Source organism: Salinarimonas sp. (assembly GCF_040111675.1).
GTDB lineage: Bacteria > Pseudomonadota > Alphaproteobacteria > Rhizobiales > Beijerinckiaceae > Salinarimonas.
This window is the reverse complement of record NZ_CP157794.1, coordinates 4,226,170-4,240,296: the sequence shown is the minus strand read 5'-3', so window position 1 is coordinate 4,240,296 and position 14,127 is coordinate 4,226,170. Positions and strand designations below refer to the sequence as shown.

The window sequence follows — 14,127 nt, the reverse complement described above, 5'->3', positions numbered from 1 at the left end:
GAGCTTGGTATGACTTCAAGTTGGAATCTGCGTAGAAGGCAATTTTTGCTCCCGTTTAGAACAAGTCCAATCTGGATCGCCCCGACCCTCGCCGCGCGGGCGCTGGTCCACGCCTGGCCGGGCAGCCTGCTGGTCGCCCTCGCGGTCGCCGCGACGACCTTCGCCGTGGCGCTCGTCCTCACCGTCGGCGTCGGGACCGCGAACCGGATCGACGGGCAGCTGGCGCGCGTCGGGGCCGACATCCTGGTCGTGCGTCAGGCGTCCCTCGAGCCCGGCGCGCCGCCGACGCTGACGGCCGTCGAGGTGGCGGCGCTCGCCACCGATCGCCGCTTCGCCGCCTCCGTCGGCTCCTACCTGCGGATCGCGGCTCACGCGCGAGCCGGCGCACACGGCTGGTTCGGGCCGATCCTGGGGGTCGACGCCGGCTACCTCGCGGTCCAGGACGTGACCGTAGCGAGAGGACGCAGCCTGACGGCGCGGGAGCTGCGCGACGCGGCGCCGGCCGCGCTCCTCGGCGCCGGCGTCGCCGACCGGCTCGGCCTGACCGGAGCGCCGCTTCCCGCGCCGTTCGTGATCGGCGGACGCCCGTTCTCGGTGGTCGGCATCCTCGAGCGGCGCGGCCTCGTCGGCGGGGAGGCGCTCGACGAGGCCATCCTCGTCGGACGAAGCGCTGCGTCGGCGCGGCTCGGGGCTCCACCCGGCGCGCCGCCGGATGCGGTCTCGGCGATCATCGTCCGAGCGCCTGCCGGAGGTCTCCCGGCCACGCGCGCGGCGGTCGAGGCCAAGCTCGCGCCGGACGATCCCAGGCGCCCGCTCGACGTGGCCGACGCGAGCCAGGTCGCCGAGGCCGCGAGCGCCGTGGCGGGTGCGCACGCGACGTTCCACGGCGTGCTCGTGCTCGTGCTGGCGGGGGTCGGAACGGTGGCGTTCGCAGCGGCCGTGGGATCCGCCGCGCTCGCCCGGCGTGGGCAGCTGGCGGTTCTGCGGTATCTCGGGGCGGGGAGCCTGGTCGTCGGCGCCGTGGCGTTCGTCGAGGCTGCGATCCTCTATGTCCTCGGCGCGGCGGTCGGCTGGACCATGGGCCTGATCGCGGCGCCCTCGCTCGCCGCGGCGATGGACCTGCCCGGGACCCTGTCGCTGGAAGCCGTGACGCTCGCCGTCGTCGGTTCCGCTCTTCCATCGCTGCTCGCCGCCGCGGCCGTGGCGCTGTACCTGGTGCGCGAAGGCGCGCGCGGCGCGAGAAGGAGAGCGGCATGAGCGCCGCGCCCCAGGAGGCCCGAGCCGCCTTCGACTTTCTGGTCAAGGGCGAGCGCGCCGGCCGTTCGCTCGCCGCGATCTCGACGCAGGCGTCCGATACCGTGCTGACGTCCTGGCTCGAGCTGTTTGCGAACGCGACGCTCGCGCAACGCGGCTACCGCCGCTGCAGCAGGACCACGCTCGACCCGGACGGGCGGCCCGTCGCCTTCGTCTGCGCCGACAGCCTGGGCAACGCCTTCGCGCTGACGCAGGCGGAGATCGGCGCCGTCGACCTCGTGCTCGAGCCCAACATGGTCGGCGCGCTCGCGCTCTGGGTGGAGCCCCGCCTCGCCCGGGCCGACGAGGGCGTGAGCCTCGACGCCTTCGCGTGCGATCCGGCCGTCACCTTTCCGATTCGCTTCCGGCGCGATGCGCGGGGCTGGTCGTGCTCGACCGGAGACACGCTCCTGTGCGGAGCGCAGGGCCGGATCGAGACGTTGATCACCCGCATCCAGGAGATGCGCTTCGAGCGCGTGCGCTTCGGCCGGCGTCCCGCCTGGGACGTGGAGCGGCTCGGCGCCGCCGAGGTGCGCGGCGAGCCGCAGCGCACGGCGCCGCGCCCCGCCGTCGGAGCCGGCGCCGTCGAGCGCCGCGACGGCGTGCTCGACGCCGGCGGGGAAAAGCGTCTCGACTGCACCCTGGCTCTGCCGCGCGAGCGACCGCCCTTCGCGCGGGCGCTCTTCCTCGGCGGCAGCGGCATGCACGATCGGCACGGCCGCTCGGGAGATCTCCTCATCGGCTACGACGTCCTGCTCGACGGGCTCGCCGCGCATGGTCTCGCAAGCCTGCGTTTCGACCGGTACGGGGGGCTGGAGACGCCGCAGAGCGTCGACGCCCTCGGCTTCGACGCCGTCGTCGCCGACGCCTGCGCGGCGCTCGATGCCCTCCATGGGCAGACGACGCAGGCGCCGACGCTTCTGGTCGGCCACAGCTTCGGCGGGCTCCTCGCGCTGGCCGTCGCCGCACGCCGGGCCGACGTGGATGCGATCGCGCTGATCGCCACGCCCGGACGGCCGGTCTCCGAGGTCGTCAGGCAGCAGCTGGACGGCGTCGCCGGTCACATGGCGCTGTCATCCGTGTCGCGGCGGCGACTGGCGGCGGACCAGGACACGATGCGGCGCATTCTGCTCGGCGAGGACACGACGCCCGAGGAGCGGGAGAGCGCGGCCGGGCTGCTCCTTCGCAAGCGGCGCCTGACGGCCGACATGCTGGCCCTGAATCCGGCCGAGCTCGTGGCCGCATCCGCCCAGCCGCTCCTCCTCGTGCACCCGACGAGCGATTTCCAGGTGTTCGAGGCGGACATCGAGGCGCTGAGGACGACCGCGGCGGCGCGTGGCCGTCCCACGACGCTGCTGCGTCTCGAAGGGCACAATCATCTGCTGCGCCTGGCGGGCGGAGCCGGCTATGGCGAGTTCGCGCGATACTTCGACCGCAGGCGCCGGATCCCGAACCGCACCATCGTGCGGATCGCGCGCGCGCTCCAAGAGCTCGCGTGCCGGTGATGCGTCCCGATCGCGCATGCCGACCGCATGCGAGAGCCGCCCCGGAGCTCCTGGCCTGTCGCCCGATCCCGGCTTCGGAGATCGAGCCGCCGGCGTATGGCGCGCGCCACGACGTCGAGCGCCGGCGGCGTGAGGGAGCCGGCGAAGCGCGTTCGCCCGAAAATTCGGCGATCCCTCTCCCCTGATCAAACGCGAGCCTTGCCCCGACCGGCCCGTCAGTTCCGCCGTCCAGGTCGGGTACGCCGCGAGGAGGGCGTCGAGCGTCTCGCCTCCGGCGGCAGGCGAAACGTCGTCTCGACGGCGGCCTCGACGGCGGCCGGCGTGAATGGGAGCGGGACGACGCCTCCGGCGCCGTAGACGGGTGCGAGATCGTCGTAGCGGCGGTCTCGCGGGTCTCCCGATTGTCCTGGAGCGCCCGGCCAGCCTCGAGATAGGCGGTCTCGTCGCCCGGCGTTCGCTCGCAGACGACGACGTCCTCCTGGTCCGCCGGAAAGATCGTGCCGCCGAAGGCGACGGCGCCGTTGTGCCCGAACGACACGCCGGGCACCGCCGGCTCGCCCGCTCCTACGACGTCGATCCCGGGACCCGTGAGAGGAACGACGAGCCTCAGGGACGGAAGCGAGTGAAGGCGGTGCGGATCGGCCGACGCGCTCCGCCGTGCGGTTCGAGAAGGTCGAGCCGACGAGCATCCCGAGCGACGAGGCCAGGGTCAGCGGTCCGTACAAGGACGGCGCGACGCCGAACTCCCCGATCAGGACCGGAGGGAGCGCGGCGTAGAGAAAGTAGAGTCCCGCGAACAGCACGGCGTTCATCGCGCAGTACGCGAGGAAGAGCGGCAGCGAGAGCAGCGATCCGTAATTGGCGAAGTACACCGACAGCGGGTCCGCCCGGCGCGTCCGCTCGACTCGCACCAGGCTGCGTCTATCGTGTGAATTGCGTATTCCAGATCTTCACAAGCCGTCGGCATGCGGCTGCTGCCGCTGCGCGGACGGAGCGCCGCGAAACGCTTCGGAAGCAGCGCGACAGCAAGAATCTCGCGCGTCGTGAGGACGTGTGGAAGAGCGGCTCCCGTCGTTGCCGTTCCCTTCCACGACCCTCGTCGCGTGCCTGTCGCCCGATCCCGGCTTCAGAGATCGAGCCGCCGGCGTATGGCTCGCGCCACGACGTCGAGCGCCGGCGACGTGAGCATCGTGAAGTGGTCGCACATGACCTCGACCATCTCGACGCGGGCTGCGCACTCGCGCAGAAGCGCGCGATTGCGCTCGCTCCGAGCCGTGCCGCTGGCGGTGAACACGAACGCGTCGGTGTCCAACCGCTCGGGAGACAGCGTCCGCAGGATCTCCAGGTTCGCGGCATAGACCAGGAAATGGCGGTCGAGGGCGTCGCCGAGGACCAGCTCGCCCCCCGAACCGTAGAGGACGGATCTGTGACGCGCGACGACGGTGTCGAAGTCGCGACGCAGCTGCCGGCGGTCGATGGAAATGTCGCCGAGGCTCGGCGGATCGAGCAGGAACAAACCGTCCACGATGCGCCCCGTCGACAGGAGCCGCGCTGCGACCGCATGCGCGACCGCGGCGCCGAACGACCAGCCGATGAGCGTGTACGGTCCGTCCGGCTGCACGGATCGCATGAGGTCCACATAGTCGTCGACGAGATCGTCGACGGAGCCGTGCGGGACGGTGCCCTCGTCGAGCCCGAGAGCCCGGAAGCAATGCAAGGCGGTGTCGGGCCCGAGCTTCTCGGCGAGATGCGCATAGGCGTGAGGCGTGCCGCTCATCGGCGGAAGGCAGAAGACATGCCGTGTCGGCCTCGCCCCGGCATGGCTGACGAGTCGGGCGGATCCCGCCGGTGGCCGGGCCTCCCCGCCGACGAGCGCGGCGAGGGTGGCGATCGTCGGATTCTCGTAGATCGAGCGGATCGTGAGATCGACGCCGAAAGCCTCGCGCACTCGGCGGCTGATCGCGATCAGAATCAGCGAATGTCCGCCGCGGGCGAAGAAGTCGTCGTGGCGTCCGATTCGGTCGGTCTGGAGGATGTCGCGCCAGATGGCGGCGAGGGTGTCCTCGACGGGGCCGAGGGGCGGTTCGAAGGCGGCGGCGCCGTGGGTGGGCTCGTCGTCGGGCTCGGGGAGTGCGTTTCGGTCGAGCTTTCCGTTGGGCGTGAGGGGGAGGGCGTCGACGGGGTGGAGGATCGGGGGGATCATGGCGGGGGGCAGGCGCGTGCGCAGGTGGTCGCGCACGGCGTCGCGGTCGAGGGCGGCCGCTCCGGTCTCCCCGACGAGGTAGCCGACGAGGCGGGTGGCGCCGGCGGGATCGGGGCGGGCGGCGACGGCGGCGGCGCGCACGCCGGGGGCGGCGGCGAGGGCGGCCTCGACCTCGCCGAGCTCGATGCGATGGCCGCGGATCTTCACCTGGTCGTCGTTGCGCCCGAGATAGTCGAGGGCGCCGTCGCGGCGCCAGCGCGCCAGGTCGCCGGTGCGGTAGAGGCGGCCGCCGGGGGGCCCGAACGGGTCCGGCAGGAAGCGCTCGGCGGTCTGTCCGGGACGGCCGAGATAGCCCTGGGCCAGGCCCACGCCGGCGATGTGGAGCTCGCCCACGACCCCGACCGGGCACGGCTCCCCGCCCGCGTCGAGCACGTAGAGGCGCATGTTGGCGATCGGCCGCCCGATCGGGACGGGGTCCTCGGCGTCGGCCCGCGCCTCGAAGACCGCGCAGCCGACGACGGTCTCGGTCGGGCCGTACTCGTTGACGAGGCGTGCGCGCGGGAAACGCGCCAGCGCCTGGCGCACGGTGGCGGCGGGGAGCGCCTCGCCGCCGACGACGAGGATCTCGGGTCCCGTGCCGTCGGACGCCGCGGGATGGGCGGCCAGCGCCGCGAGATGGGAGGGGGTCAGCTTGAGGAGGGCCGGCCAGCCCTGCGGCCCCGCGGCGTCCTCCAGGCGGGCGAGCGCCGCTCCGGCCGGCAGGATCGACAGGGTCCGCCCGGCGAGCAGCGGCAGGAACAGGCTCGTGACCGCCATGTCGAAGGCGAAGGCGCCGTGGAGGAGCGCGCCCTCCGCCCGGTGCGGCGCGCCCTCGAGATAGCTCCGGCAGGCCCATGCGAGGTAGTTCGCCAGGCCGGCATGGGGGACGACGACGCCCTTGGGGCGTCCGGTGGAGCCCGACGTGTAGATCACGTAGGCGGGATCGAGCGGCCCGCCGCCCGCGTCCGCGGGGCGGGGCGCGCGGGGATCGCTCTCCGGCTCGTCGAGGAGCAGGCGGGCGGCCTCTTCGGGGGCGGTCCCGGAGAGGGCGCGCGTGGTCACCACGGCCGCGCAGCCGGCGTCCCGCGCCATGAAGCGCAGCCGCTCGGGCGGCAGCTCCGGGTCGAGGGGCAGGTAGGCGGCGCCCGCGCGCAGGATGCCGAGCAGCGCCGCTGGCAGCTCCAGGCAGCGCTCCAGGCACACGCCCACCACCGCCCCGCGGCCGACCCCCGCCCGGGAGAGGCGCACCGCCAGGGCCTGCGCGGCCTCTTCCAGCTCGGCATAGGCGAGGCTGCGCGTCCCGCAGCGCACCGCCGTCGCCGCCGGGCTGCGCCGCGCCTGCGCCAGCACGAGATCGTCCACCCGCACCGCCGTCTCGATCGTCTCGTCGCGCGTGGCGTTGAACGTCGCCACCACGCGCCGACGCTCCCGCTCCGGCATCACCGCCAGCGAGCCCACCGGCGCCTCCGGCCGCGCCGCCGCCTCCCCGAGCAGCGCCGTCAGCCCCTCCGACAGGCGCTCCACCGTCTCACGGTCGAACAGGGCCGTGGCGTATTCCAGCCGCCCCGTCAGCTGCGTCCCGGCGTCGGTCACGAACAGGGTGAGGTCGAACTTGGTGGTGATCCTCGGCTGCGCCAGGAACCGGCTGCGCAGGCCCGGCAGCGCCTGCGTCTCGCTCGGCTGCTCCAGCGAGAGCATCGCCTGGAAAACGGGATGGCGATCGGTTCGGCGCTCGGGCGCCAGCGCCTCGACCAGCTGCTCGAAGGGGAGGTCCATGTTGGCGTAGGCGTCGAGGGTCTCGCGGCGGACCCGACGCAGCAGGTCGCGGAAGCTCGTGCGGCCGCTGAAGCGGGTGCGCAGGGCCAGGGTGTTGAGGAGCGGCCCGATCAGGCCGGCCGTCTCCGGCCGGCTGCGATTGGCCACCGGGCTGCCGATCACCACGTCCTCCTGGCCGGCATGGCGCCCGAGCAGCACCGAGAGCCCGCTCAGCAGCGCCATGAAGAGGGTGGCGCCCTCCTCGTGCGCCAGCCGCTTCAGCGCGCGCGTCGCGGGCTCGGGCAGGGTGAAGGCCAGCCGCGCACCGGTCGGGTCGAACCGTGGCGGGTGGGGCCTGTCCGTAGGCAGGGTGAGGCCGGGGGCGTTCTGGAGCCGCTGTGTCCACCATGCGAGCTGGCGCTGGAGCGTCGGGCCGTCGAGCCGTTCGCGCTGCCAGAGCGCGTAGTCGGCGTACTGGATCGGCAGGGCGGGCAGCGTGGCCGGCTCGCCGCGCGCCAGGGCCGTGTAGATCGCGCCGAACTCGCGGACCAGGACGTTCAGCGACCAGGCGTCCGATGCGACGTGATGGAGGGTGACGAGCAGGACGTGGTCCTGCTCGTCGAGGCGCAGCAGCGCCGCGCGCGCCGGCAGGCCGGCGGTGAGGTCGAAGGGTGTCTCGGCTTCCCGGCGCATGGCGTCGATGCGCGCGCGCTCCCGCGCGGGCTCGTCCAGGCTGCGCAGGTCATGCTCGACGAGGGGGATGGCGGCCTGCGGGTCGACGATCTGAACGGGCCGCCCCCCACCCTCGCGATAGCGCGTGCGCAGGATCTCGTGGCGTTGCGCCAACGCGGTCATGGCGCCGCGCAGGGCCGCGCGGTCGAGCGCGCCCTCCAGGCGCAGCGCGAGGGGAACGTTGTAGGCGCCGCCCGCTCCCGACAGCTGCTCGAGGAACCAGAGCCGCTCCTGGGCGAAGGACAGCGGCGCCGGGTCGCGGCTCGGCCGGGGCAGGATCGGCGCGAGCCGCTCCGCGCCGCGCGCCGCGGCCACCCGCTCGGCGAGGCCCGCGAGCGTCGGAGCCTCGAACAGGGCGGCCAGGGGGAGATCCGCGTCCAGGACGCGCGTGATCGCCGCCGCGAGCCTCATCGCCAGGAGCGAATGTCCGCCGCGGGCGAAGAAGTCGTCGTGGCGTCCGATTCGGTCGGTCTGGAGGATGTCGCGCCAGATGGCGGCGAGGGTGTCCTCGACGGGGCCGAGGGGCGGCTCGCAGGCGGCGGCGCCGTGGGTGGGCTCGTCGTCGGGCTCGGGGAGTGCGTTTCGGTCGAGCTTTCCGTTGGGCGTGAGGGGGAGGGCGTCGACGGGGTGGAGGATCGGGGGGATCATGGCGGGGGGCAGGCGCGTGCGCAGGTGGTCGCGCACGGCGTCGCGGTCGAGGGCGGCCGCTCCGGTCTCCCCGACGAGGTAGCCGACGAGGCGGGTGGCGCCGGCGGGATCGGGGCGGGCGGCGACGGCGGCGGCGCGCACGCCGGGGGCGGCGGCGAGGGCGGCCTCGACCTCGCCGAGCTCGATGCGATGGCCGCGGATCTTCACCTGGTCGTCGTTGCGCCCGAGATAGTCGAGGGCGCCGTCGCGGCGCCAGCGCGCCAGGTCGCCGGTGCGGTAGAGGCGGCCGCCGGGGGGCCCGAACGGGTCCGGCAGGAAGCGCTCGGCGGTCTGTCCGGGACGGCCGAGATAGCCCTGGGCCAGGCCCACGCCGGCGATGTGGAGCTCGCCCACGACCCCGACCGGGCACGGCTCCCCGCCCGCGTCGAGCACGTAGAGGCGCATGTTGGCGATCGGCCGCCCGATCGGGACGGGGTCCGTCGCAGCCGGGTCGCACGCCCACCAGCTCACCTCGATCGAGGCCTCCGTCGGGCCGTAGAGGTTGTGCACGGCCGCGTTCGGGAAGCAGCGCGCGGCGGCGGCGGGCTGGTCGGCGCCGAGCGCCTCGCCCGAGGCGACGACCAGGCGCACGCCGTCGCGGGCCGGCGCCGTGGCCGCGTACTGGCGCAGCATCGAGGGCACGAAATGCAGGACGGTGACGCCGGAGCGCGCGATCTCCTCGGCGAGGTAGCCCGGGTCGCGATGCCCGCCCGGGCGCGCCATCACCAGCTCGGCGCCGGCGATCAGCGGGGCGAAGAGCTCCCATACCGAGACGTCGAAGCCGAGGGGCGTCTTCTGCAGGACGCGGTCGTGGGGACCGAGGCCGTACTGGCGCTGCATCCAGACGAGGCGGTTGACGACGCCGGCATGAGGGACGACGACGCCCTTGGGGCGTCCGGTGGAGCCCGACGTGTAGATCACGTAGGCGGGATCGAGCGGCCCGCCGCCCGCGTCCGCGGGGCGGGGCGCGCGGGGATCGCTCTCCGGCTCGTCGAGGAGCAGGCGGGCGCCCTCTTCCGGGGCGGTCCCGGAGAGGGCGCGCGTGGTCACCACGGCCGCGCAGCCGGCGTCCCGCGCCATGAAGCGCAGCCGCTCGGGCGGCAGCTCCGGGTCGAGGGGCAGGTAGGCGGCGCCCGCGCGCAGGATGCCGAGCAGCGCCGCTGGCAGCTCCAGGCAGCGCTCCAGGCACACGCCCACCACCGCCCCGCGGCCGACCCCCGCCCGGGAGAGGCGCACCGCCAGGGCCTGCGCGGCCTCTTCCAGCTCGGCATAGGCGAGGCTGCGCGTCCCGCAGCGCACCGCCGTCGCCGCCGGGCTGCGCCGCGCCTGCGCCAGCACGAGATCGTCCACCCGCACCGCCGTCTCGATCGTCTCGTCGCGCGTGGCGTTGAACGTCGCCACCACGCGCCGACGCTCCTGCTCCGGCATCACCGCCAGCGAGCCCACCGGCGCCTCCGGCCGCGCCGCCGCCTCCCCGAGCAGCGCCGTCAGCCCCTCCGACAGGCGCTCCACCGTCTCACGGTCGAACAGGGCCGTGGCGTATTCCAGCCGCCCCGTCAGCTGCGTCCCGGCGTCGGTCACGAACAGGGTGAGGTCGAACTTGGTGGTGATCCTCGGCTGCGCCAGGAACCGGCTGCGCAGGCCCGGCAGCGCCTGCGTCTCGCTCGGCTGCTCCAGCGAGAGCATCGCCTGGAAAACGGGATGGCGATCGGTTCGGCGCTCGGGCGCCAGCGCCTCGACCAGCTGCTCGAAGGGGAGGTCCATGTTGGCGTAGGCGTCGAGGGTCTCGCGGCGGACCCGACGCAGCAGGTCGCGGAAGCTCGTGCGGCCGCTGAAGCGGGTGCGCAGGGCCAGGGTGTTGAGGAGCGGCCCGATCAGGCCGGCCGTCTCCGGCCGGCTGCGATTGGCCACCGGGCTGCCGATCACCACGTCCTCCTGGCCGGCATGGCGCCCGAGCAGCACCGAGAGCCCGCTCAGCAGCGCCATGAAGAGGGTGGCGCCCTCCTCGTGCGCCAGCCGCTTCAGCGCGCGCGTCGCGGGCTCGGGCAGGGTGAAGGCCAGCCGCGCACCGGTCGGGTCGAACCGTGGCGGGTGGGGCCTGTCCGTAGGCAGGGTGAGGCCGGGGGCGTTCTGGAGCCGCTGTGTCCACCATGCGAGCTGGCGCTGGAGCGTCGGGCCGTCGAGCCGTTCGCGCTGCCAGAGCGCGTAGTCGGCGTACTGGATCGGCAGGGCGGGCAGCGTGGCCGGCTCGCCGCGCGCCAGGGCCGTGTAGATCGCGCCGAACTCGCGGACCAGGACGTTCAGCGACCAGGCGTCCGATGCGACGTGATGGAGGGTGACGAGCAGGACGTGGTCCTGCTCGTCGAGGCGCAGCAGCGCCGCGCGCGCCGGCAGGCCGGCGGTGAGGTCGAAGGGTGTCTCGGCTTCCCGGCGCATGGCGTCGATGCGCGCGCGCTCCCGCGCGGGCTCGTCCAGGCTGCGCAGGTCATGCTCGACGAGGGGGATGGCGGCCTGCGGGTCGACGATCTGAACGGGCCGCCCCCCACCCTCGCGATAGCGCGTGCGCAGGATCTCGTGGCGTTGCGCCAACGCGGTCATGGCGCCGCGCAGGGCCGCGCGGTCGAGCGCGCCCTCCAGGCGCAGCGCGAGGGGAACGTTGTAGGCGCCGCCCGCTCCCGACAGCTGCTCGAGGAACCAGAGCCGCTCCTGGGCGAAGGACAGCGGCGCCGGGTCGCGGCTCGGCCGGGGCAGGATCGGCGCGAGCCGCTCCGCGCCGCGCGCCGCGGCCACCCGCTCGGCGAGGTCTGCGAGCGTCGGAGCCTCGAACAGGGCGGCCAGGGGGAGATCCGCGTCCAGGACGCGCGTGATCGCCGCCGCGAGCCTCATCGCCAGGAGCGAATGTCCGCCGCGGGCGAAGAAGTCGTCGTGGCGTCCGATTCGGTCGGTCTGGAGGATGTCGCGCCAGATGGCGGCGAGGGTGTCCTCGACGGGGCCGAGGGGCGGCTCGAAGGCGGCGGCGCCGTGGGTGGGCTCGTCGTCGGGCTCGGGGAGGGCGTTTCGGTCGAGCTTTCCGTTGGGCGTGAGGGGGAGGGCGTCGACGGGGTGGAGGATCGGGGGGATCATGGCGGGGGGCAGGCGCGTGCGCAGGTGGTCGCGCACGGCGTCGCGGTCGAGGGCGGCCGCTCCGGTCTCCCCGACGAGGTAGCCGACGAGGCGGGTGGCGCCGGCGGGATCGGGGCGGGCGGCGACGGCGGCGGCGCGCACGCCGGGGGCGGCGGCGAGGGCGGCCTCGACCTCGCCGAGCTCGATGCGATGGCCGCGGATCTTCACCTGGTCGTCGTTGCGCCCGAGATAGTCGAGGGCGCCGTCGCGGCGCCAGCGCGCCAGGTCGCCGGTGCGGTAGAGGCGGCCGCCGGGGGGCCCGAACGGGTCCGGCAGGAAGCGCTCGGCGGTCTGTCCGGGACGGCCGAGATAGCCCTGGGCCAGGCCCACGCCGGCGATGTGGAGCTCGCCCACGACCCCGACCGGGCACGGCTCCCCGCCCGCGTCGAGCACGTAGAGGCGCATGTTGGCGATCGGCCGCCCGATCGGGACGGGGTCCTCGGCGTCGGCCCGCGCCTCGAAGACCGCGCAGCCGACGACGGTCTCGGTCGGGCCGTACTCGTTGACGAGGCGTGCGCGCGGGAAGCGCGCCAGCGCCTGGCGCACCGTGGCGGCGGGGAGCGCCTCGCCGCCGACGACGAGGATCTCGGGTCCCGTGCCGTCGGACGCCTCGGGATGGGCGGCCAGCGCCGCGAGATGGGAGGGGGTCAGCTTGAGGAGGGCCGGCCAGCCCTGCGGCCCCGCGGCGTCCTCCAGGCGGGCGAGCGCCGCTCCGGCCGGCAGGATCGACAGGGTCCGCCCGGCGAGGAGCGGCAGGAACAGGCTCGTGACCGCCATGTCGAAGGCGAAGGCGCCGTGGAGGAGCGCGCCCTCCGCCCGGTGCGGCGCGCCCTCGAGATAGCTCCGGCAGGCCCATGCGAGGTAGTTCGCCAGGCCGGCATGGGGGACGACGACGCCCTTGGGGCGTCCGGTGGAGCCCGACGTGTAGATCACGTAGGCGGGATCGAGCGGCCCGCCGCCCGCGTCCGCGGGGCGGGGCGCGCGGGGATCGCTCTCCGGCTCGTCGAGGAGCAGGCGGGCGGCCTCTTCGGGGGCGGTCCCGGAGAGGGCGCGCGTGGTCACCACGGCCGCGCAGCCGGCGTCCCGCGCCATGAAGCGCAGCCGCTCGGGCGGCAGCTCCGGGTCGAGGGGCAGGTAGGCGGCGCCCGCGCGCAGGATGCCGAGCAGCGCCGCTGGCAGCTCCAGGCAGCGCTCCAGGCACACGCCCACCACCGCCCCGCGGCCGACCCCCGCCCGGGAGAGGCGCACCGCCAGGGCCTGCGCGGCCTCTTCCAGCTCGGCATAGGCGAGGCTGCGCGTCCCGCAGCGCACCGCCGTCGCCGCCGGGCTGCGCCGCGCCTGCGCCAGCACGAGATCGTCCACCCGCACCGCCGTCTCGATCGTCTCGTCGCGCGTGGCGTTGAACGCCTCCACCACGCGCCGACGCTCCCGCTCCGGCATCACCGCCAGCGAGCCCACCGGCGCCTCCGGCCGCGCCGCCGCCTCCCCGAGCAGCGCCGTGAACGCGGCCAGAAGATCGTCCACATCCGGCTCAGCGAGGCGCTGCGCATCGTACACGAGCCGCAACGACAAGACCTCGCCCGGCGTGACCGTCAGGACGAGCGGATAATGGGTGTCCTCCGAGTCGAAGCCGTCTCGCAGCCAGTCCGCTCCCTCTCCGCCACGCTCGCTTCGCCGCTGATTCTGCACGACGACGATGGTCTGGAAGAGCTCTCCCCTGGCGTGGCCGCCGATAGCTCGGCGGATATCCGCCAATCCGACGCCGTCCCACTCGCGCATGCGAGCGAATGTGCGCTGGAGCTGGCGAAGCCAGTCGGCGACGCCGCGGTTCTGCTCCACGTCGATCCGGAGCGGCAAGGACGAGACGTACATGCCGACCAGCCGGTCGGCTTCGGCGCCGGGCTGCCGACCGGCGGTCACGACCCCGTGAACGCTGGACGACGTGAAGCCGAACCGCGCGAGCGTCAGGCCCCAGACGCCGTTCACGAGCGTTGCCAAGGTGACGCCTCGAGCGCGGCAGAACGCGCGTAGCGTCTCGAGAGCCGGCCCCTGCAGGCGTCGACGCACATGCCGCTTCTCGCCCGGCTCGGCGTGAGCGCGCATCGGCAACGGAAACGGCGTGGGCAGATCCAGACCTTCGAGATGCCGGGCGAGGTTCCGCGCGGCTTCGGTCGGGGGAGGACGCAGAGGCAGGGTCGCTCGCAGCAGCGGCGGCGGCGCTGCGGAGAAGCGGATCGGACGTCCTTCCGAAAGGCAGCGGAAGGCTTCGGCTGCTTCGGCCGTGAGGACGTCGGTCGACCAGCCGTCCACCGCGAGATGATGGCTCATCAGCCCGAGCAGCAGGCGTCCCGGCTGGACCCGCACTGCCCGAAGCTTGACGAGAGGCGGCTCGGTCAGGTCGAAGCCCTCCTGGAGATGCTCGCGGAACGCCGCTCGCGCCGCACGCTCGGCCTCCGGAGGCGGGAGGTCGGAGAGATCGCGGAACGAGAATGGCACACGGGCGTCCGAGAGGATCGTCTGGACGGGGCGCGAGACCCGCCGCCAGTGGAAGGCGCTGCGGAGGGCCTCGTGGCGTGCGACGAGCGCATCGAAGACATCCCGCCAGATCTCGGGTCGGCCGTCGTCCGGGACCGGTGTGACGATCTGGCTGCAATAGGTCTCCTTCCTGCTCGTCAAATTGCATTGAAGCAGGATGCCCTCCTGCAGCGCGGTGAGCGGGAGTACGTCGACGACGCGGGGCTTCTGCGGCAT

At 74.2% G+C, this 14,127-nt stretch carries 3 protein-coding genes and 1 pseudogene; 2 read left to right on the top strand and 2 right to left on the bottom strand.

Translation table 11 applies throughout. From position 1 onward, the window contains the following. Positions 1-45: 45 nt before the first annotated feature. Positions 46-1,257 carry an ABC transporter permease gene (locus tag ABL310_RS19585; RefSeq protein ID WP_349368676.1) on the top strand — a complete coding sequence of 404 codons (1,212 nt, stop codon included), beginning with the start codon at positions 46-48 and terminating at the stop codon, positions 1,255-1,257. Beyond that, positions 1,254-2,798 carry an alpha/beta fold hydrolase gene (locus tag ABL310_RS19580; RefSeq protein ID WP_349368675.1) on the top strand — a complete coding sequence of 515 codons (1,545 nt, stop codon included), beginning with the start codon at positions 1,254-1,256 and terminating at the stop codon, positions 2,796-2,798. Before ABL310_RS19585 ends, ABL310_RS19580 begins: the two co-directional genes overlap by 4 nt. A 215-nt stretch (positions 2,799-3,013) precedes the next feature. Here the strand turns inward: ABL310_RS19580 and ABL310_RS24920 are convergent. Together ABL310_RS24920 and ABL310_RS19570 are read right to left on the bottom strand one after the other, a co-directional pair. After that, positions 3,014-3,295 (bottom strand): annotated as a pseudogene (locus tag ABL310_RS24920) (penicillin acylase family protein); the annotation flags it as partial. Positions 3,296-3,924: 629 nt separating this feature from the next. Further along, positions 3,925-14,127 carry an amino acid adenylation domain-containing protein gene (locus ABL310_RS19570; RefSeq protein ID WP_349368674.1) on the bottom strand — a complete coding sequence of 3,401 codons (10,203 nt, stop codon included), beginning with the start codon at positions 14,125-14,127 and terminating at the stop codon, positions 3,925-3,927.

Excerpts from the sequence above, each read along its gene's own strand:
- ABL310_RS19580 (WP_349368675.1), top strand. The coding sequence starts at position 1,254 with ATGAGCGCCGCGCCCCAGGAGGCCCGAGCCGCCTTCGACTTTCTGGTC.
- ABL310_RS19570 (WP_349368674.1), bottom strand. The coding sequence starts at position 14,127 with ATGCCGCAGAAGCCCCGCGTCGTCGACGTACTCCCGCTCACCGCGCTG.